At 64.2% G+C, this 20,087-nt stretch carries 18 protein-coding genes; 12 read left to right on the forward strand and 6 right to left on the reverse strand.

The genetic code is table 11. The annotated features are described in order from the left end of the window. Window positions 1-50 precede the first annotated feature (50 nt). The gene (locus GSQ75_RS17290; RefSeq protein WP_158756117.1) at window positions 51-449 is read left to right on the forward strand and encodes a DUF3224 domain-containing protein; all 399 of its coding nucleotides are present in this window, start codon (window positions 51-53) and stop codon (window positions 447-449) included. A 23-nt stretch (window positions 450-472) separates the two neighbouring features. On the opposite strand, the gene dinB is transcribed toward GSQ75_RS17290, so the two are convergent. Together dinB and GSQ75_RS17300 are read right to left on the reverse strand one after the other, a co-directional pair. Further along, a complete protein-coding gene (gene dinB / locus GSQ75_RS17295) occupies window positions 473-1,564 on the reverse strand; it encodes a DNA polymerase IV (protein WP_158756118.1) in 1,092 nt (363 codons plus the stop codon). A 9-nt stretch (window positions 1,565-1,573) separates the two neighbouring features. Next, window positions 1,574-2,503, reverse strand: a complete 930-nt coding sequence (locus GSQ75_RS17300) for a hypothetical protein (RefSeq protein WP_158756119.1) — start codon at window positions 2,501-2,503, stop codon at window positions 1,574-1,576. A gap of 275 nt (window positions 2,504-2,778) precedes the next feature. Here GSQ75_RS17300 and GSQ75_RS17305 point away from each other — a divergent pair, with 275 nt between their 5' ends. Together GSQ75_RS17305 and GSQ75_RS17310 are read left to right on the forward strand one after the other, a co-directional pair. Next, window positions 2,779-4,110 (forward strand): amino acid permease, encoded by a 1,332-nt coding sequence (locus GSQ75_RS17305; protein WP_158756120.1) that lies wholly within the window; start codon window positions 2,779-2,781, stop codon window positions 4,108-4,110. Between the two features lie 232 nt (window positions 4,111-4,342). Further along, entirely contained in the window at window positions 4,343-6,481 is a 2,139-nt protein-coding gene (locus GSQ75_RS17310) for a beta-agarase (protein WP_158756121.1), read from the forward strand. Here the strand turns inward: GSQ75_RS17310 and GSQ75_RS17315 are convergent. Next, on the reverse strand, window positions 6,475-7,842 hold the full coding sequence (locus GSQ75_RS17315; protein ID WP_158756122.1) for a DNA polymerase: 1,368 nt from the start codon (window positions 7,840-7,842) through the stop codon (window positions 6,475-6,477). The genes GSQ75_RS17310 and GSQ75_RS17315 overlap by 7 nt on opposite strands. A gap of 185 nt (window positions 7,843-8,027) precedes the next feature. On the opposite strand from GSQ75_RS17315, the gene GSQ75_RS17320 reads away from it, so the two are divergent. Further along, on the forward strand, window positions 8,028-8,456 hold the full coding sequence (locus tag GSQ75_RS17320; protein ID WP_158756123.1) for a hypothetical protein: 429 nt from the start codon (window positions 8,028-8,030) through the stop codon (window positions 8,454-8,456). A 43-nt stretch (window positions 8,457-8,499) separates the two neighbouring features. Here GSQ75_RS17320 and GSQ75_RS17325 read toward each other — a convergent pair whose 3' ends face one another. From GSQ75_RS17325 to GSQ75_RS17335, 3 genes are read right to left on the reverse strand one after another with little or no spacing between them, the layout of a single operon-like run. Continuing rightward, window positions 8,500-8,907, reverse strand: a complete 408-nt coding sequence (locus tag GSQ75_RS17325) for a hypothetical protein (RefSeq protein WP_158756124.1) — start codon at window positions 8,905-8,907, stop codon at window positions 8,500-8,502. After that, window positions 8,904-9,374, reverse strand: a complete 471-nt coding sequence (locus GSQ75_RS17330; protein WP_158756125.1) for an Mpo1-like protein — start codon at window positions 9,372-9,374, stop codon at window positions 8,904-8,906. Before GSQ75_RS17330 ends, GSQ75_RS17325 begins: the two co-directional genes overlap by 4 nt. Window positions 9,375-9,399: 25 nt before the next feature. Continuing rightward, window positions 9,400-10,296 (reverse strand): phosphoribosylaminoimidazolesuccinocarboxamide synthase, encoded by an 897-nt coding sequence (locus GSQ75_RS17335; protein ID WP_158756126.1) that lies wholly within the window; start codon window positions 10,294-10,296, stop codon window positions 9,400-9,402. A 311-nt stretch (window positions 10,297-10,607) separates the two neighbouring features. Between GSQ75_RS17335 and GSQ75_RS17340 the strand changes: the two genes are divergently transcribed. The 8 genes from GSQ75_RS17340 to trpE all read left to right on the forward strand — a co-directional run bounded on the left by GSQ75_RS17340 (window position 10,608) and on the right by trpE (window position 20,060). Next, window positions 10,608-10,922, forward strand: coding sequence for a c-type cytochrome (locus tag GSQ75_RS17340; RefSeq protein WP_158756127.1), 315 nt, complete (start codon window positions 10,608-10,610; stop codon window positions 10,920-10,922). After that, window positions 10,919-11,734, forward strand: coding sequence for a co-chaperone DjlA (gene djlA / locus GSQ75_RS17345; protein WP_158756128.1), 816 nt, complete (start codon window positions 10,919-10,921; stop codon window positions 11,732-11,734). The genes GSQ75_RS17340 and djlA overlap by 4 nt, the downstream gene beginning before the upstream one ends. Window positions 11,735-11,779: 45 nt before the next feature. After that, the gene (rpe, locus tag GSQ75_RS17350; protein WP_158756129.1) at window positions 11,780-12,448 is read left to right on the forward strand and encodes a ribulose-phosphate 3-epimerase; all 669 of its coding nucleotides are present in this window, start codon (window positions 11,780-11,782) and stop codon (window positions 12,446-12,448) included. Between the two features lie 772 nt (window positions 12,449-13,220). Continuing rightward, a complete protein-coding gene (gene pdsR, locus GSQ75_RS17355; protein ID WP_158756130.1) occupies window positions 13,221-13,910 on the forward strand; it encodes a proteobacterial dedicated sortase system response regulator in 690 nt (229 codons plus the stop codon). Window positions 13,911-13,959: 49 nt separating this feature from the next. Next, the gene (locus tag GSQ75_RS17360; protein WP_158756131.1) at window positions 13,960-15,804 is read left to right on the forward strand and encodes a VanW family protein; all 1,845 of its coding nucleotides are present in this window, start codon (window positions 13,960-13,962) and stop codon (window positions 15,802-15,804) included. Between the two features lie 105 nt (window positions 15,805-15,909). Beyond that, the gene (locus GSQ75_RS17365; protein ID WP_158756180.1) at window positions 15,910-16,479 is read left to right on the forward strand and encodes a hypothetical protein; all 570 of its coding nucleotides are present in this window, start codon (window positions 15,910-15,912) and stop codon (window positions 16,477-16,479) included. A 32-nt stretch (window positions 16,480-16,511) separates the two neighbouring features. Then, window positions 16,512-18,527 carry an ATP-binding protein gene (locus tag GSQ75_RS17370; protein WP_158756132.1) on the forward strand — a complete coding sequence of 672 codons (2,016 nt, stop codon included), beginning with the start codon at window positions 16,512-16,514 and terminating at the stop codon, window positions 18,525-18,527. A gap of 57 nt (window positions 18,528-18,584) precedes the next feature. Beyond that, entirely contained in the window at window positions 18,585-20,060 is a 1,476-nt protein-coding gene (gene trpE, locus GSQ75_RS17375) for an anthranilate synthase component I (RefSeq protein ID WP_158756133.1), read from the forward strand. The last annotated feature ends 27 nt before the right edge of the window (window positions 20,061-20,087 follow it).

A 20,087-nucleotide genomic window follows, 5' to 3' on the forward strand; every position in this document is an offset into this window, starting at 1 on the left:
GAGCCTGCCAAACTGGCCGGATGCCTTGCACGTCACCAGGAGTCAACACCATGCACGCCAGCGGTACGTTCGAAGTGAAGATGATTCCGCAGCCGGCGGAAGACGGCGTCGGCGACGCCAGCATTGGCCGGATGGCGCTGGACAAGCAGTATCACGGCGACCTTGCGGCGATCGGCAACGGCCAGATGCTGGCGCTCCGCACAGCAGTCGAAGGCTCGGCCGGCTATGTCGCGCTGGAGCGGGTCAGTGGCACGCTGCATGGGCGCAGCGGCGCGTTCGCTTTGCAGCACAGCGGCACGATGACGCGTGGTGCGCCGCAGTTGATCATTTCTGTGGTACCTGACTCGGGTAGCGACGAACTGCAGGGGTTGGCCGGCACGCTGGCGATCACGATTACCGGCGGCCAGCATTTCTACGAGTTCGAGTACACGCTGCCCGCAGTGGACTGAGTGTCAGAGTGGTGTTGTTCCGTTCAGCCGGGCGCGATGTCGAACAGGTCGGTCTGCGCGTGGTAGCTGTCCTGTTCCACGAAACCGGCCAGACCCACGCCGACGAGGCGATAACGACTATCGGCGGGACGCTCGACCCGATCGCGCAGCGCGCAGGCGATATCGGCCAGTTCATTGGCTGATTGTGGCCGTTGCAGCGGAGTCAGGCTGCGCGTGAGCGTGTGGAAGTCGGAGGTCTTCAGCTTGAGCACAACGGTGCGCGCAACACGGCCCTGTTCGCGTTGATGACCGGCCCAGGCCTTTTCGGCGAGTCGGCGGATGTGTGGTTCGAGTTCGTCGAGCAGTAGATCGTGCTCGAACGTATCCTCGGCGGAGACCTGCAGGGTGAGACGCTCGGGTTGCACCACATGTTCGTCGATGCCGCGCGCCAGTTCATAAAGGCGTCGACCCCAGCGACCGAAGCGCTGCTCCAGTTCCGTCAGCACAAATCCACGCAAATCGCCGACGCTGGCAATGCCAAGCACGGCGAGCTTCGCCTCCATCACTTTACCGACACCCGGCAGGCGGCCGACCGGCAGTGGCGTGAGAAACGCATCCACCTGATGAGGGCGGATCACGCACAGACCGTCCGGCTTGTTCCAGTCCGAAGCGATCTTTGCCAGGAACTTGTTCGGTGCCACGCCAGCGGATGCGGTGAGCTGGGTTTCCTCGCGGATCGCCGCACGGATCGCTTCGGCGGTGGCGGTGGCCGAGGGCAGGCCGGTCTTCGTCATGGTGACGTCGAGATAGGCTTCGTCCAGCGACAGTGGTTCGATCAAGTCGGTATGCCGCGTGAAGATCTCGCGCACCTGCCGCGACACCGCCTTGTAACGCACGAAATCCGGTGGCACGAAGATCAGCTGCGGGCACAGCCGTTCGGCGCGGATCGCCGGCATCGCCGAGCGCACGCCGAACACACGCGCCTCGTAACTTGCGGCACACACCACCGAGCGTGCGCCGCGCCATGCCACCGCCACCGGCTTGCCGCGCAACGACGGATCGTCACGCTGCTCCACCGACGCGTAGAACGCGTCCATGTCGATATGCAGGATCTTTCGTGCGGGTGGGACAGGCATGCGGTGATTCTAGGACGTGGCAGCTCGCGTGTCGGTGTTGTCCGTAAGCCGTCGGTTGCGAACAAGCCGTTCCGCCACACGCCGTGCCAGGCATTCGGCGGCGCCCGGCTGGATGCCCAGGTGCAGGAACGGCTCGATCAGCTCCAGCTCCATGATCAGGAAGCGGCCGGCGCAGATCACGCCGTCGACACGCACGTAGAGGTGATCGCCATGTCCTATGTCGGCGACTGCAGCAAGTGCGCGCTCTGCGGCCGCCAGTATCGCGACACTCGGCATGATTCGGTCGGCGCTCCCGCCGTATTCGCTCTGCACGCGGTAGTCGCCAGATGCCGGGCGCTTGATCACGGCGTGACTGAATTCGCCTGCGAAATACAGCAGCGACCACTCGCCGTCGCTGACGATCTCCGGTACGAACGGCTGCACAAGGTAGTCGTATTCGCGTGGCAGTTGCGTCACGGCCTGAGCGAAGACTTCGTCGCCGACGGTACCGCGCAGCGTATGCCAGGCGCCGCCGCTGATGGTCGGCTTGATCACCACCTGCTGCGCCGGTGTCGCTGCCAGCACGTCGCCCAGCTCATGCGCACTGGCGAGCTGCGTCGGGATGATGTCGATGCCGTGTTTGGCGAGTTCGAGCAGGTAGCGCTTGTCGCTGTTCCAGCGCAGCAGGGCGTTGTCGTTGATGGTGGGCACACCCAGCCGGTCGAGTCGGTCCAGCCAGTCCAGAAATGCTGCGTGGTATTTGAAGTAATCCCAGATCGTGCGGATCAGCACCGCATCGAAGGTCGACCAGTCCACGTCCGGGTCATTCCAGACGCAGACGATCGGCTGGATGCCGAGGCGTTCCAGCGAGGCGGCCAGACCGGCATCGTCCAGCTGGATGGATGGATAGTCCGCGGATGTGGCGAAAGCGAGCCGGCGAGTGGCAGCGGGAAAAGACATGGCGACACCTCCATAAATGGACAGGGCGCCCTTGCGATGGAGTCGCATGCCGAGCGTGGCGGATGGAGGTCCGCTGCAGCACCCCTCGGTAGCGATGACGCAGCGAAGTGGCTGCTGCGTCATGAACAGGCAGCGTGTATCGCGCTGCCAATACCAGTGTTTCGGGACGCAGGGCGCTTGTCAATTTGCACTTGGAGCTACCGCCGCCGCCTGAAAAGCTTCGTATGCCACGCGGGACTGGCCGAAACGGTGCGCACAATGGCATGGTAGCGCCCATGCTGACCGAACCCGCCAATGCTTATGTCCGTCGCCTGAACACCTGGGACGCCGCGATGATCGTCATCGGCGGCGTGATCGGTGCAGGCATCTTCATCACGCCGGCCACGGTGGCGCAGAACACCTCATCCGGCATGCAGGTACTGATCCTTTGGACGATCGGCGGCCTGCTGACGCTGGCTGGTGTGCTGTGTTATGCCGAGCTTGGCGCACGGCGACCGCAGGCGGGCGGCATCTATGTGTACCTGCGCGAGGCGTTTGGCATGCTGCCGGCGTTCCTGTTCGGCTGGACCATGGCGCTGATCAACTATCCCGGCAGCGTGGCCGCGGTGGTGACCAAGTTCGCCGTCTATTTCTGCCGGGCGCTGGGCCTGAGCCGACTCTACGAAATGCCGGTCGCGGTCGGCGCGATCGTGTTCATCGTCAGCATCAACCTGTTCGGTATCCGCGCCGGCGCATGGATGCAGAACATCTTCACGGTGTTGAAGGTGATGGCGATCGCCTTGCTGGTGGTGGCCGGCTTGGTGCTGGCGCATGGCCAGCTGGCACTGGTGCTGGTGCCGGATACCACCCAGCCGGTGTCGTCGTGGGCTTTTGCCGGCGCCTTGCTGCCGGTGCTGTTCGCGTACGGCGGTTTTCATTACCTCAACGATCTGGCCGGCGAAGTGCGCAACCCACAGCGTACCCTGCCACGCGCGCTGGGCATGGGCATGGCCGGCGTGGTCCTCTGCTACGTACTGGTCAACTTCGCGTATTTGGCCGGGCTCGGCCATGCTGGCCTCGCAACCAGTCTGGCGCCAGCGGCGGACCTGATGCAGAAGCTGTTCGGTGTGCATGGCGCCACCGTGATCGAGGTCGGCATTGCCTGCTCCACCTTTGGCTACTGCAGTATTGCGATCGCCGGTGGCGCACGTGTGCTGCAGACGATGGGTGCAGACGGCGTGTTCTTTCGCGCGACCGGGCGCGTCGATCCGCGCACGCGTGCGCCGCAGATCGCGCTGGCTGTACTCGGGGCATGGGCGATCGTGCTGACTGTATCGGGCAGTTTCAATCAGCTGCTCAACTACACCACGGTGGGTGAGTGGCTGGGCCACATGTTCGGCATCGGCACGCTGTTCTGGTACCGCAAGCATTTCATCGACCAGCCGGCGCCGTACCGGGTGCCGTTCTATCCGCTGCTGCCGCTGATCTTCGTGATCACCGTGTTCGGCGTGATCGTGGCCAGCGCCATCCACGAGCCGGGCGATGCCGGCATGAGCCTGCTGATCATCGCGCTGGGCGTGCCGGTGTATTACGGCTGGCGGTGGTGGTCACACCGGCACGCGGCGTAACGGGCAGGTAGTTTCCCGACGGCGCTGCTCTCCAGCCGCAGCGCGCTCTTTCGACCGCGCCACTCTCTTTCCCTTTCGTCATTCCGGCATAGGCCGGAGTAGCTTCACAACAGCGAAGCTGGTAATCGCACTTGGTCTTCAGCCCATCCGGCATCGGCGTCGACCTTTGCACGTTGAACTTCACACCGCCGCCGCATAATGCCCAGGCATCTCACCGCGAGGCCTCTTACGCATGAATCGTCGAGTATCGATCTGGCTGTGCCTGGGTAGCCTAAGCGCCTGCCATGCGGCGAGCATCCCCGCTGTCGCGGATCTCGCCAGTCCCGATGCCATCGCGCAGGTAGCGCTCGATCAGGTGCAGCGCGCGAATGCCGTCGAGCACGCCGCTGACGGTGTGGCGCAACAGCGTTATGCCTTCCAGCCTGCAGCACATCCGCAAATCGTGCTGAGTCCTGCGCATGGTGCATGGGACTGGTCGAAACAGGGCGAACTTGATCTGCGCGTGCAGAACGCGATGCCGTGGGCGGTCACGTTGAACGTGGATATCGACGGCACCGGCGAGGGCCAGCATCTGCATGCGACGGTCGGCGTACTGCCCGGGCCAGCGCAGACGCTAGTGATTCCGCTGCATGCCGTGTCGCCGCGCGCGTTCGGCATGCAGGTTGGCCCACCGATGCCGTTCGATGAGGCCGGTCGCAACGTCCTGCTGGCAACTACGGTGGAAGGCGCGCTGGATCTGCACCAGGTTCATGCCGTGCATATTGGTATGCCGACGCCGCAGGCGGCGCAGACTGTACTGCTGGGTCGCGTCCAGACGGTTGCCGGCGATGCGGCCCTGCACGCTGCCTATGTCGGCATTGTTGATCGCTACGGGCAGTACACGCGCGGACGCTGGCCGGAGAAGGTTGACTCGGATGCTGCGCTGAGTGCTGCACAGTCAAAAACTGGCGCCGCCCAGGCTGGCGCAGTGTCGAAGGACATGGATCGCTACGGCGGACGTCTGGACGTCCATGGCCTGCAACAGAGCGGCTGGTTCCACGCGCAGAAGCTGAGCGATCGCTGGAGGCTGGTGACGCCAGACGGTCATGCGTTCTTCTCGCTGGGCGTGAACGCGGTGGTCGCCGATGGTGGTCGCACCTATGTGCAGGGCCGCGAATTCATGTTCAGGGATCTGCCGCCGGATAGCGGCGAGTTGGCGCCATTCTACGGCGGCGGCGACAACCGCCGGGTGGATCAGGGCGCCAGCGCGGGCATCGGTTACAACCATGGCCGCTGGTTCGACTTCTATGCGGCGAACCTGTATCGCGTCGACGGCCAGGACTGGCTGAGTGCATGGCGCGCACGCACGCTGGATCGCCTGCAGGCGTGGGGCTTCAACACCGTTGGCAACTGGAGCGACGAGGCGCTGGGCAGTGCGCACCGCTTGCCGTACACGCGCTCGATCAATATCGCGGGCAATTATGCAAACGTCGCCAGCGGCTACGACTACTGGGGTCGCATGCCCGATCCGTTCGATCCGCGCTTCGTGCAGGCCACCGAGCAGGCGGTGGCAAAGGAAACGGCGAACGTGGTCGACGACCCGTATCTGCTCGGTTATTTCGCCGACAACGAGTTGGCCTGGGCGGGACAGGGGCCGCAGGGTCGCTGGGGACTGGCGATCGGCACCTTGCGTGGTGATGCAAACAGCCCAGCCAAGCAGGCCTTCATCGCCATGCTGAAGAAGAAATACGCTGATCCGATCAAGCTGGGCAATGCATGGAATCTGCCGCTGGGATCCTGGGACATGCTGCAGGCGTCAGGCTTTGTTCCGCCGAATCCGGACGAGGCGCATCCGGCGATCGCCGAAGATTACAGTGCGTGGCTGCGCGAATATGCCGATACCTATTTCCGCGTGGTTGCCGCGGCAATCCATCGGCATGATTCGCACCACCTGTTCCTTGGTGGCCGCTTTGCGGTGAACACGCCGGAGGCCGTCGCTGCCTGCGCGCAGTACTGCGACGTGGTCAGTTTCAACGTCTACGCCGACCTGCCACAGCACGGTTTCGACGCGGCTGCGATGCACCAACTGGACAAGCCGGTGCTGATCAGCGAATTCCACTTCGGCTCCGACGATCGCGGCCCGTTCGGCAAGGGCGTCGTGTCGGTGTGGAACGAGCCGCAGCGCGGCGAGGCGTATGCAAAATTCATCGCAGCGGCGGCAGCCGACCCGGATATCGTCGGTGCGCACTGGTTCGAGTACACCGACCAGCCGGTGACTGGCCGTCTGCTCGATGGCGAGAACAGCCATATCGGGCTGGTGGGTATTACCGACATTCCGTTCGGTGGTTTTGTCGAGGCAGTGCGTGCGGCGAACAACGCCGTGGGTTACTGACCGCGCTTGTCGCGATCACGCTTGCGATGCTCGCCCTCGGCGAGCACCTTGAAGCGATTCAGTGATTGCAGCCACAGTGCATCGTGGCTTGCATCGCTTTCATGCGTGGCCTCGTTCTCGCTCCCGGTGTCGGGGATGCGGTTGAACGGGATGCGCATCGGTGCAGCATCGTGCTCCAGCGCCAGCTGCATGCTGCCGAAGTAGAGCTTGTTGTAGCCAAACTTCGCGTTGATGCGGTCGACCAGCGCATCGATGCGGCCGGTGTCTTCCGCGGGTGCGAACAGCGAGCCGCTGCTCTGCGTTCGCGGCACCAGCCGCATGAGGGTCACGCTGACCGATAGCGGTGTGGCATTCACCGGCCCGGGCAACAGCCGGCGCTGGTTGCCGCTGTCGAGCATGCCGTTCAACAGGCGCAGCAGTTCGCGGCTGTCGTCGGTGGGGTCGAAGGCGAGGTCGCGTTCCCAGCGTTGGTCGTGGCCGATGAAGCGGATGCGCACGGCCAGCGCGCCGCTGAGCATTTCCTCGCGGCGCATGCGCATCGCCGCCTTCACCAGCAGTTTCTTCAGTACCGCGCGGGCGCCGATGGCCGTGCGCAGTTCCGGTCCCAGCACATGCGAGTGGCCGATCGAGCCGCGTTCGGTGGGTGCGGTCGGTAGCCAGGCACCACGCAGCAGCCCCCACATGCGCTCGCCTTCGATGCCGCCCCAGGCATGCCGCAGCCGGTGCTTGTCGGCGGCGGTGAGCTGCGCCACGGTGGTGATGCCGGCTTCGTGCAGGCGTGCCTCCATCGAGTGGCCGATACCACACAGGTCGCGCAACTTCAGTCCATGCAAAGCCTGCGGCAGGTCGGCCTGCTCGATCACGCTGAGGCCGTCGGGCTTGCGCATGTCCGAGGCGGTCTTGGCGAGGAAATCGTTCGGCGCGATGCCGATTGAGCAGCGGATCGCACCGCCGGGAGCGGCCAATGCGATTTCATGCTTCACCTGTTGCGCGATCTCTTCGGCGATGTCGCGCCGGCGCTGGCGACCGACCAGTTCGCAGGCCACCTCGTCGATCGAGCCGACGCGGGCAATCGGAATCGCGTGGTCGATCGCCTCGATCAGGCGGTGATGCCAGTACACGTAGCGCTCCGGGCGTGCCACGCGAATCTGGATACCAGGGCACAGCCGTCGCGCCTCACGCACCATCGTGCCGGTACTCACTCCGAACGCCTTCGCCTCGTAGCTGGCGGCGATCAGGCTGGTGGTCTCGGCGGCCACCGGCGCCACGCCGACCGGCCGGCCGCGCAGCGCCGGATCTTCGTGCTGTTCGACCGAGGCAAAGTAACTATTGAAGTCGACAAACAGGCTGCGCAGGCTCATGGAGCATCTCGTAAGCAAGCGGAGAGTTATAGCTTGCGCCGGTCTCGCGCGGGGAGACAGTGCACCTGCCGAAGGCGTATGGAATCAGTTAGGCTGGCGCCACCGTCGGAAGGGGAAGGGGTGGCATGGGGATGCCAGCCGATGGTTTCTGTTCAACAGGCTTCCGTTCACTCGGGGGGAGTGTCATGGGGACTTCTTCGTTGGTCGCGCTGGCGGGCATGGGTTTGGTTGCCATGCTGGTGGCGTTCGTTGTCGGCATCCTGATTGCCGGACTGGCTTTATGCGTGGCGTTCCGGCTGATCATCGGTTACATGCCGGCCTATCTGCGTTCGTTGGGCGTCGTGCTGCTGACCGCAGTTGCCGTGATGGTGGCATCGATCGTGCTGGGTATGCTCATGCACGGCGGGGCGAGCTGGCTGGGCGTGGCTGTGGAGTTTCTGGTCGGCGCCGCGGTGGTGAACTATCTGTTGCTGTCGGAGAACGGCAGCCGGATCGGTTACGGCAAGGCCTGCCTGGTGCAGCTGGTCTACATGGTGATCGGTTTTGTGCTGTTCGTGATCGCCGCCGCGATCCTGGCAGTCATATTTGGCACCGCGATACTCGGCACGCATTGAGCGCAACTGATGATTTTCGCTGATTCAAGTGCAGCCTGGCGGCTCATGCCAGGCTGGTGGCGATGCCGAAGCTGATCGCCATGATTGCGGCTACCGCCATGCAGGCGCTGCCGGGACGGATGCGGTGCGCATCGATGCGCGGGGTGAGCCGCCACACCAATGCCGTGCCGATCAGCATGTCCAACACCAGCGCACAGCGCAGCAGGCCGGAATTGAGCAGCGCTGCATAGGGTGGGTGCAGGTGGCCCTCGTACGCGGCTACGCCGGTGATCAGCAGGAGGCCGATCATCGTCCACAGCAGGCAGGCCAGGTAGATGCGGTTGAACACCACCGCGCAACGTTCGGTCCAGCGCAGCACCGACCAGCCGATCAGGGCGAAGAACAGCGCGCCGATACTGCTGTACAGCACCCACCAGAGCAGGCTGCTGATCAAGGTAAGCAGGGTCGTCATGTGGTCTGTTTGAATCCCAGCCGGCGAAGCAGTTTGGCCATCAGCCAGGCGGGGCCAATCAGCAGATACGACAGGTCGGTGAGGAAGCTTGGCCGGCGTCCCTCGAACTTGTGGCCGATGAACTGGCCGATCCAGGCGACGACGAAGACGCCGATCGCCAGGTAGCACAGCGACACGGCGCCGAGTCGATCGAACAGCACGTGCGTGAGCAGGCCCAGCAGGGCAAATGCGATCAGCAGCGCGATCGCCAACCGGTGCGAATGCTTCCAGTACCAGTAGAATGCCAGCACCATCACCGCTACCGCCCAAGCGCCGGGACGCAGGAACGCCGTTGGCACCGGCATCGCCCACAGCAGCGCGATCACCGACCACACGATCGGCGGCACGCACAGCCAGTGGAACAACCGGTTGGTCGGGTTCTGGTGGTCGCTGCTGTAGCTGTCGAGCCAGTCCTGCATGGTGCGCATGGGGCCACTCCGGGTTGAGTTGGATCTAGTCGAGCTTGATGCCAGCCAGTCGCTGCAACGCCTCGGCGTACTTCGCGGCGGTAGCCGCGATGACGTTGTCCGGAATCACCGGGCCTGGCGCGGTCTTGTTCCAGTCCTGTGTCTCCAGATAATCACGCACGAACTGCTTGTCGTAGCTGGGTGGGCTGATGCCGACGCGGTATTCGTCGGCGGGCCAGAAGCGCGAGGAATCCGGCGTCAGCATCTCGTCCATCACGTACAGCTTGCCGCTGGCGTCGGTGCCGAATTCGAACTTGGTGTCAGCGATGATGATGCCGCGTTCGGCCGCATAGGCCGCCGCCCACTGGTAGATCGCCAGCGTGGCGTCGCGCACCTTGCCGGCCAGTTCGGCGCCGACCGTATCAACCACCACGTCGTAGCTGACGTTCTCGTCGTGGTCGCCGACGGCGGCCTTGGTCGACGGGGTGAAGATCGGTGCGGGCAACTGCTGCGCCTGCTGCAGGCCGGCGGGCAATGCGATGCCGCACAGCGAGCCAGTGGTGCGGTAATCCTTCCAGCCCGAGCCGATCAGGTAACCGCGGGCGATCGCTTCCACTGGGACCGGCTTCAGCCGCCGCGTCACCACCGCGCGCTTTTCGTACAGAGCCAGGTCGGTGCCGGGCGGCAATACCTCGGCCAGCGGCACGTCGAGCAGATGGTTCGGCAGCAGGTGCGCGGTCTTGCCGAACCAGAAATTGGAGATCTGCGTGAGCATCTCGCCCTTGCCCGGGATCGGGTTGGGCAGCACCACGTCGAACGCCGACAGCCGGTCGGTGGCGACCATCAGCAGCCGATCGTCGGACAACGCGTAGACATCGCGCACCTTGCCGCGATGGAGCAGTTCCAAGCCGGGCAGATTCGATTGCGGCAGGGTGGTGGGCACGACGGGGGTTCCACGGAGGGGGAGGAGAGCGCCCATTCTAGCTGCTGTGGACGATAGGCCGGAAAGTCGCACCCGGCAGGCCGGATCATCGGGCACTGCTAGAATTGCTGGCCTTTACCCCCCCATGTGTTGCCGATGCGAATCCCAGAGCCTGCTCATGATCTGCCAGTGGCCCGCGCCACGGCCCGAAGGGTTGAGCCGCTGTGGCCGCCAGGCGGTAGCGCGCGGCTTGACCTGACGGCCAGTCAGGCGCTGCGCCACGCACTACCGCCTGGCGGCCACAGCAACTCAACGCGAACCACCGGCAAACCATGAGCAGGCTCCTGACTGCGGTGCTGTGCCTGGCCGCCGCCATTCCAGCCCTTGCCCAGAGCCCGGCCGCGGCCCAGCCAAGCCGGCTGGGCCTGTGCGCGGCCTGCCATGGTGAAACCGGTCACGCCAGCATGCCCGGCGTGCCGAACCTGGCCGGTCAGCAGCTGGACTATCTGCGCAGCGCGCTCAGGCACTATCGGGATGGCAGCCGCGACGTGCCGCTGATGCGTGCGGCAATCGGCCCGGTCAGCGATGCCGATCTCGACGCGCTGGCCCGCTGGTACAGCGCGCAGTCGCCGCAGGCACATCCATGAGTTTTTCCTACACGCTGTGGTTCGCGTTTTTCGGCCTGATCATCGGCCACCTGCCCGGTGCGATCACCGGGGCCGTGGTTGGCTTCATCTTCGACAACCTGCGGCACAGCCAGCGCAAGAACGCCACACCGGAAGCCGGTGGCTTTGTCGGACCGCTGTTCACCCTGCTTGGCGCGGTGGCGAAATCCGACGGCCGCGTATCGGAGCAGGAGATCGCGATTGCCGAGCGGATGATGACCCGGATGAATCTGGATGCCGAGCTGCGCAAGCAGGCGGTGGTCAGCTTCAATGTCGGCAAACAGCCCGAATTCGACGTCACCCAGACCATCACGGCGTTGCGCAATTGGGTCGGCATGCGCCGTGACCACGCGTTCCCGGTGCTCGACGTGGTGATCGATACGGTGCTGGCCGAGGGCAACCCGGCGCCGGAAAAGATGGCGATCCTGCGCCAGCTCGCCTTCGCACTGCGGGTCAGCGAGATGGAGCTGATGGCGCTGATGGCGATGAAGGGTTATGCGTGGAACGGCGGTGGTCAGCGCGGTTATGGCTACGGACAGGGACATGGTTCGGCCGGTGGTGGCTATGTACCGCCACAGCGCACTACGCTTGGGCCGGATCCGTATGCTGTGCTCGGCATCGAGCGCAGCGCCGACGATCGTGCGGTGAAGCGTGCCTATCGCAAGCTGATTTCCGAACATCATCCCGATCGCCTGGGTGATCTGCCTGAAGACATGCGCAAGCGCGCCGAATCGCGCGCCAGCGAAATCAATGCCGCCTATGACCGCATCAAGGAACAACGGGGTTTCAAGTAATCTTGATCGGGTCTCACCCGGCACGCTTCCGCACCGAGAAAAATCATGAGCAAACAGACTCCGATCATCGCCCCGTCCATTCTCGCCGCTGATTTCGCGCGACTCGGCGAAGACACCGCTGCGGCGCTCGCTGCCGGTGCCGACTGGGTGCATTTCGACGTGATGGACAACCATTACGTGCCGAATCTCACGATCGGGCCGATGGTGCTGCAATCGCTGCGCGGTTATGGCATCACCGCGCCGATCGACGTGCACCTGATGGTCAAGCCGGTCGACCGCATCGTGCCGGACTTCGCCAAGGCCGGCGCCAGCCTGATCAGCTTCCATCCGGAAGCGAGCGAGCATATCGATCGCACGCTCAGCTTGATCAAGGAATCGGGCTGCGAGGCTGGACTGGTGTTCAACCCGGCTACGCCGCTGGATTACCTCGATTACGTGATGGACAAGCTCGACCTGATCCTGATCATGTCGGTCAACCCCGGCTTTGGTGGGCAGAAGTTCATCCCCGGCACGCTGGAAAAACTGCGCCAGGCACGCCGGCGGATCGAGGCCAGCGGCCGCACGATCCGGCTGGAAGTGGACGGTGGCGTCACCGCCGACAACATCGGCGCGATTGCCGCCGCCGGTGCCGACACCTTCGTCGCCGGTTCAGCGATCTTCCACGCCAAGGATTACCGTGCCGAGATCGCCGCCATGCGCAAGGCGATCGCTTGAGAGTTGCCGCCGCCATGCGCAAAGTGATCGGCTGAACGTCGGGCATAAAAATCCCGGCGCCGAGAACTGCGGCGCCGGGATAAACGTCGTCGGATGACGTGAGAGGAAACACCATTGATCGGTGTGCCGATACGACCGCATCGGAGGGAGGGGGTCGCGGCCGTACCGGCACGTTCCACGGCAATGGAACGGTACCAATCAGTAACTCTGACCCGGGCGATCCGGTTTGGTTCCGGCCAAATCATGAACGTGCTGAATTGACCGCGCGATCGGTTCAGATTCCAAAAAAATCCCCTCGTTAAGGAGGGGAAAGTAACCACCATGTCGGACGGAATACAGTTGCACTAGATGGGTTGCCAATCGGGATCCGGCTCTTCGTGCCCCGCGTCCGGCGCGATTCCCTTCGCGCCGGACGCACCGATGCCTTCCACGGCAGAAAGTTTGAAGATGTTCATGTGCATGGCGTCAACTCCGAATCAATGCATGCCAAGGATCAGGCCGAGCAGCAGGGCGCCCAGCGCCAGGGTCACCCGCAGCGGTTCGAAGTTGCGCAGTTCGGCGTTCGGGTCGTGTTCGGTGGGTTCGATCTTGGACATCGTTCAGCTCCATGCGTGGTGCATGGGACACATCAAACATCCGGCCGCGGCGCTGGCGCCGGCACAATCGGGCCGGCTTGCCGCTGGTATGTGGCAAAACGCGGGCAGTCATGCTGCACAGCTTGCGCACGCGCGTTCCACATAGCACGCTGCGCGCACTACCAAGGGAGCGCGCCATGGGCCGCAGCATTGCCATCGTCGAGGATGAACCGTTGATCCGTGCCAACTACGTCGAGGCGCTGAACCGCTTTGGCTACGACGCACGTGGTTACGGTTCGCGACAGGAAGCGTCCAGCGCATTCGCGATGCGACTGCCGGAGCTGGTGATCATCGACATCGGCCTCGGCGACGAGCCGGAGGGCGGCTTTGACCTGTGCCGCGAACTGCGTGCGAAGTCGTCCACGCTGCCGCTGATCTTCCTCACCGCGCGCGACTCGGATTTCGACGTGATCTCCGGGCTGCGCTTGGGCGCCGACGACTACCTCAGCAAGGACACCAGCCTGCATCAGCTGGCCGCGCGCATCGCCGCGTTGTTTCGCCGGATCGAGTCGTTGAAGGCGCCGGCTTCCAGTGAGACCGTGATCGAACATGGTTCGCTGAAAATGGAATCCGAACGCATGCGGATCAGCTGGAATGGCGAGGAAGTACCGCTCACCGTCACCGAGTTCTGGATGGTGCACACGCTGATCCGTTTCCCCGGCCACGTGAAGAACCGCGACCAGCTGATGCGGGAGGCGGAACTGGTGGTGGACGACGCCACCATCACCTCGCACATCAAGCGCATCCGCAAGAAGTTCATCGCGGTGGCGCCGGAGTTCGACGCGATCGAAACGGTGCATGGCGTGGGCTATCGGTGGAAACCGTGACGGATGTATGCGCTTCCCCATAATGCCGTCTACAGATGAGTGGCTGACAATGACGACGCAGGTACGGGATGTACCCAGCCGGCTGGATGCCATGTGGTTCTGGTTGCGTTCTCGTCGGTTGATCGTTCTGCAGGCTTGGCGCAACGTATTTGATCGGCGATTGCGTCGATGGGCAGCCGGAGACGCGTTGGTTGATGCCCCGATTCTTGCGCAACTGCGCACACCCCTGTGGAATGATGGCCGTCCTGACGAGTTCATGCTGGTTGCGGGCAAGGTGCATAACCTACGCATAGCCGCAAAGGCCTTCCATGCGGTGGAAGTGCCAGCCAGAGCATGTCTGAGTTTCTGGCAACAGCTGGGGCGACCGACGGCACGACAGGGCTTTGTCCGTGGGCGCGAAATACGCGAAGGTTGTGTGGTGCCAACGCTTGCCGGTGGTCTCTGCCAAATTTCCAATGCATTGGCAATCTGCGCTATACAAGCCGGTTTCGAGTTGGTGGAACGGCATGGACATAGCGCGCGTATCGAGGATGCCGGTGCTCATGCTGAGCAGGTTGATGCCACCGTCTTCTGGAATTACGTGGATCTCAAGATCCGGGCACCCAAGGCATGGCGGCTTGAGCTGGAGCTGGATGCAAGCGAACTGGTGCTGACTCTGCGTGCAGAGGCGGCGGTTGAACCATCGACGCTCCAGTCGATTCCATGGGCAGTGGCTCTTGGGAAATCAGCGCTGCCGACTGCACGTGGCTGCAATAGCTGTCAGGAGACTTCGTGCTTTCGGCACCAGCCAAGGCAACAAGTGATGCAGGGGATGACGGCGTGGCTGCTGGATACCTGGACACCCGAACTTTCAGCTTATCTGTTCGACCATGGGCAAGCGGCCGATCTTCTGTTGCCATTGCCGCCATTGTGGTTGCGACGCTGGTTAGCTCTGCGCAGGACAGGCAAGGTGGGTTGGTTTCCGTTGAAGCCAAGCACTGGTGCGTGCGTCGAGCATGCCGGGTGGACTTGGCTGCGGCGCAGCTGGTGGTTGCGCCGTTGGGCGCGGCACGCAGGTCGCCGGCAGGCCAGTGTCATCGATGGCCAACGCTGGCTTGCGGCAGCGTATGCACGCAAGTTGCGGCCCGAGCATACCCATCTCGTGATCGATCAGGGTTTGTTGCCATATCTGCATCAATACGGTGCGCTAGGCGGACGCACTTACGAGGTGCTGGCCACTACCTTGCCGATGTACGAGATCCAGCGCCGACTCGATCTGGCACACCATTCCACGAAGGTTGGTGCCGCACAGGCAGCGACATTGACGGACTTCCGCGCTGAACCCGACCTGCTCATGGCGGAAATCGACGCCATGCGTGGAGCGCGCCAAGTAGTTACCGCGCATGGTGAAGTGGCCGCGCACTGGCGTGAACGTTTCGGACTGGACGTGCTTCAGCTGCCCTGGATACTGCCGTCTGTGAAGGCGCATAAGCCGGTTACCTCGACTAGGCTTCCACTGGTGGTTTTTCCGGCCAGCGCGATGGCGCGCAAAGGTGCCTGCGAGCTAGCTGAGGCCTTGCGTGGGCTGAACTGTCGCTTGCAAGTGCTCGGCACGCCCTCGGATGACCTCACACTCTGGCAAGGAATTGACGTTGAGTACGCTGGCTATGCCAGCGACTGGCTCATGCATGCCGATGCGGTAGTACTGCCGGCGCATGTGGAGCACTCTCCGCGCGCGGTGCTGGCTGCCGTGGCAGCCGGTGTCTCGGTGATTGCCACGCCTGCCTGTGGCCTGCAAGACTTGCCGGGCATATCAACGATACCTGCTGGGGACGTTGCTGCACTGCGTGCCGCGTTGCTGATGACACTGGCGAAGCGCATGCCGCAGCCATCGGAAACCCAGTTCCAACTATGAGTTGCCCCTGTCCATGACTCTATGCTGCAAAACAGATCTAGCGCATCCGCAAGAAGTTCATCGCGGTGGTTATCGGTGGAAACCGTGATGTGGCGTGTGCTGCTGATGCTGGGGTTGTCGGTGTCTGCGATGCTTGCAAAGGCGACCACGCCGCCAGACAACCTACTGGCGCACGGCGCGCGCGACGGCGATGCGCCGGCGTGGGCGATCACCGTTGCATCGCCGGCTGGCTGGACGCGTGATTGCTGCACCTATGCGAGTGCGATCGGCGTCGATGCCGTGCTCTACCAGGGCGAATGGACCGGCAAGCCGCAGCGGGTGATGGTGCTCAACGTGTCGCCGCGCAAATTGCCCACCTTGGCGGAGGAGGTGCAGGCTGACCGCAAGCATTTCCTGCAGAGCGATCCGCGCGCGAAGGTTACTGACCTCGCCGTGCAGCATAAAACGATGCCTTGCGCGGCGACGGTCTATCAGGGCAGTGATCATGTCGATGATGTAGTGGTGTTCTGCGATCCGGGCAAGGACAGCGGTATCCGCATGAGCTGGTCGATGACCTTTGACGATGGCGATCCCATGCGGCGTGCGCTGCTCGATGACTTCATGCAGGTGGTGGTCGCCTCGCGCTATGTACGCTATGTGGCCCCGCCGACGGCATTGCCTGCACATGGCGGCTGAGCCGTCGTGCTGATGATGCCGGTACCCGCACGATGACGCTGCGTCGCAAGCTGCTGCTGGTCGCCCTGTGCACGCTTGCGTTGCCGATCGCGGGTTGGCTGTACGTGCAGCAGATGGAGAGGTTGCTGCGCGAGGGTCAGGCGCAGGCGTTGCTGGCATCGGCGCGCGCAGTGGCGCGTAGCCTGGTGGTGACCGGTGCGGTGGCACCGGGGCAGGGCAACGGCTGGTATGTGCAGCAGGCGCAAGATCCGATCACTGTGGATGGCTATGGCGACGACTGGGCGCCCTTGACGCCGTGGAGCCAGTCGCTGGGCCAGCGTGGCCGGTTGTTGCTGGCCGAGGATGCTGACGGGCTGTATCTGTATGCGGACGTGCCGGATGCACAGCGTACCCGCGCCGATGCTGATGACTTGAATGCGCTGGCGGCCGATCACCTGATCCTGGCATTGGGCAACGCGGCCGGGCAGCGCCGTTACCTGTTGGCCAGCGCGGCGCCGGGGGCGCTGACGGCGCGACCGCTTGATCCGGCCGTTGACGGCTTGCCCGATCTGATCACCGCGCAATGGCAGGAGGACGGCAGCGGTTACCGGGTCGAGCTGCGCCTGCCGCGCAAGCTGCCGTTGCTCACGCTGGGTGTGGGCGTGTACGACGCCCACGTTGGTGGCGATCCGATGGCGGTGGATACGCGTCCGCTGCTGCGCTACTCCAGCACGCTTTCCGGCGAGCTGGCGCAGTTTGCGCCTGACCAGGTGCAGGCGCGGGTGTTGTCGCCGCAAGGCTGGTTGCTGGCTCGCAGCGGTCGGCTCAACACGGCGCCCGGCACTGACGGGCAGCCGGGCTGGTTCGCCTCGATGATCTATCGCTCGCTGCTGGCGACCCGGCTGGAGGATGCCAACCTGTGGTCGCAAGACGTGCCACGACTGGATACGGCCGAAGTTCGTGAGGCGCGTGCAGGCACTTCGGTCAGCGTCTGGCGCAGTGGTGAGGAGCGTGGCAGCGTGGTGCTCAGCGCCGCCGTGCCGATCGAGCGGGCAGGGCAGGTGGATGGCGTGCTGCTGCTGGAGCAGGCCAGCCGTGCCGTACCGTTGCTGGCCAACCGGGCGCTGCTCGGGCTGCTGCTGACCAGCTTCGGCGTGCTGCTGGTCGCTGGCGGCATTCTGCTGGCGTTCGCCACCCGCCTCAGCCTGCGGCTGGGGCGCCTGCGCAATGCGGCCGAGCGCGCGCAGCTCAATGATGGACGTCTGGACGGCCTGTTCAAGCATGGCCGCTTCCCGATGGTCGACGCATCGGACGAGATCGGTGATCTGGCGCGCAGCTTCGAGCGCCTGTTCGAGGTGGTCGACGGCTACACCGACTACCTGCGCACGCTGGCCTCGAAACTCTCGCACGAACTCAACACGCCGTTGGCGATCGTCAAGTCCTCGCTGGACAACCTCGAGCACGCGGCGCTGCCGGCCGAGGCGCAACCCTACCTCGCGCGTGCCCGTGACGGCGTCGCGCGGCTCGGCGCGCTGGTGCGTGCGATGAGCGAGTCGAGCCGGATGGAGCGCTCGATCATGGCGGCGGAACCGGAAGACGTCGACCTGCGTGACGTAGTGAGCGGCTGTGCCGACGCCTATCGCCCGCTGATTGGCCAGCGCCGGCTCGAGTGTGTCTTGCCCGAGGCGCCGCTGCATCTGCATTGCGCGCCGGAGCTGATCGCGCAGGCACTGGACAAGCTGCTCGACAATGCGCTGTCGTTCACGCCGGAAAGTGGCTGGTTGCGGCTGACCCTGCGCACCACAGTGGACGGTGCCGAGATCGAACTCGCCAACCAGGGACCGCTGTTGCCCGAAGAGATGCAGGGCCGGCTGTTCGATTCGCTGGTCAGCCTGCGCGACAAAGCCACGCCCGGCGACGCACCACACCTGGGTCTGGGCCTGTACGTGGTACGGCTGGTGGCCGAGCGTCACGGAGGCGTGGCGGCAGCCCGCAACCTCGACGATGGCAGAGGCGTGGCCTTCAGCTTGCAATTGCACGGTATGCCGCGACAGCGGTTGAGTGGCTGAGCGCGCGCTTCGCCTACAATGGCTGCTTCCTCAGTTTGGCCATGCGGACTTCCCCACGTGATCTCCCGAGACGAATTCGACGCGCTGGTTGCCCAGGGGCACACGCGCATCCCGCTGGTGCGCGAGGTGTTTTCCGACCTCGACACGCCGCTGTCGGTGTACCTGAAGCTGGCCGATGGCCCGTACACCTTTCTGTTCGAATCGGTCGAGGGCGGCGCCACCTGGGGGCGCTATTCGATCATTGGGCTGCCGGCCAAGCGCGTATACCGCTTGCGCGGCCACGAGCTGGAAGTGGAGGACTCAGGCGAGGTCACCGACCGCCGCCATCTTGACGATCCGCTAGCCGAGATCGAAAAGCTGCGTTTGCAGTACGACGTGCCGCGCTTGCCGCAGCTACCAGCGTTCAGCGGTGGCCTGGTCGGCTACTTCGGTTTCGAGACGATTGGCTATATCGAGCCGCGGCTGGCGCAGTGGAATCGTGCCGATGAACTCGGCACGCCGGACGTGCTGTTGATGCTGGCTGAGGAAGTCGCGGTATTCGACAACCTCAAGGGTCGGCTGTACCTGATCGTGCATGCCGATCCATCGCAGCCCCAAGCCTATGCCGAGGCACAACGCCGGCTCGACGCGCTGGTCTACCGGCTGCGCCAGGGTGGTGCCTCGTATCCGCAGCTCACGCAGTCGATCGCACTGGACGAGGCCGATTTCAAATCCTCGTTCACCCGCGAGGAATTCGAGGCGATGGTCGAGCGCGCGAAGGAATACATCCGCGCCGGCGATATCTTCCAGGTGGTGCCGTCGCAGCGGCTCAGTGTCGGCTTCAATGCGCGGCCGGTCGATGTGTACCGTGCACTGCGCGCCATGAATCCGTCGCCTTACATGTACTTCGTCGACTTGGGCGACACGCAGATCGTCGGATCTTCACCGGAGACGCTCGCGCGCCTCCGCGACGGCAAGGTGGTGGTACGCCCGCTCGCCGGCACGCGCAAGCGCGGTACGACCGAAGCAGAGGACCAGGCGCTGGAAGCCGAACTGCTGGCCGATCCGAAGGAGCGCGCCGAGCACGTGATGCTGATCGACCTCGGCCGCAATGATGTCGGTCGGATCAGCGAGGTCGGCAGCGTCGAGGTAAGCGAGTCGTTCGCGATCGAGCGCTACTCGCACGTGATGCACATCGTCTCGCAGGTACAGGGCACCGCGCGCCCAGGTCTCAGCTACATGGACGTGCTCAAGGCCACGTTCCCCGCCGGCACGCTCAGTGGCGCGCCGAAGATCCGCGCGCTGGAGATCATCCAGGAGCTGGAGCCGTACAAGCGCAACATCTACGCCGGCGCGATCGGCTGGATCGGCTGGTGGGGCGATGCCGACACCGCCATCGCGATCCGCACCGCCATTATCCAGGACGGCCGCCTGCACGTGCAGGCTGGCGCCGGCATCGTCTACGACTCTGACCCCGCCGCCGAGTGGGAGGAGACCATGAACAAGGGGCGCGCCCTGTTCCGCGCGGTAGCACAGGCCGCCAAGGGACTGTGATTTCAGGTATGGAGAGAATGCAGCGGC

It is taken from the genome of Dyella sp. S184 (genome assembly GCF_009766065.1).
Classification (GTDB): Bacteria; Pseudomonadota; Gammaproteobacteria; order Xanthomonadales; family Rhodanobacteraceae; genus Rhodanobacter.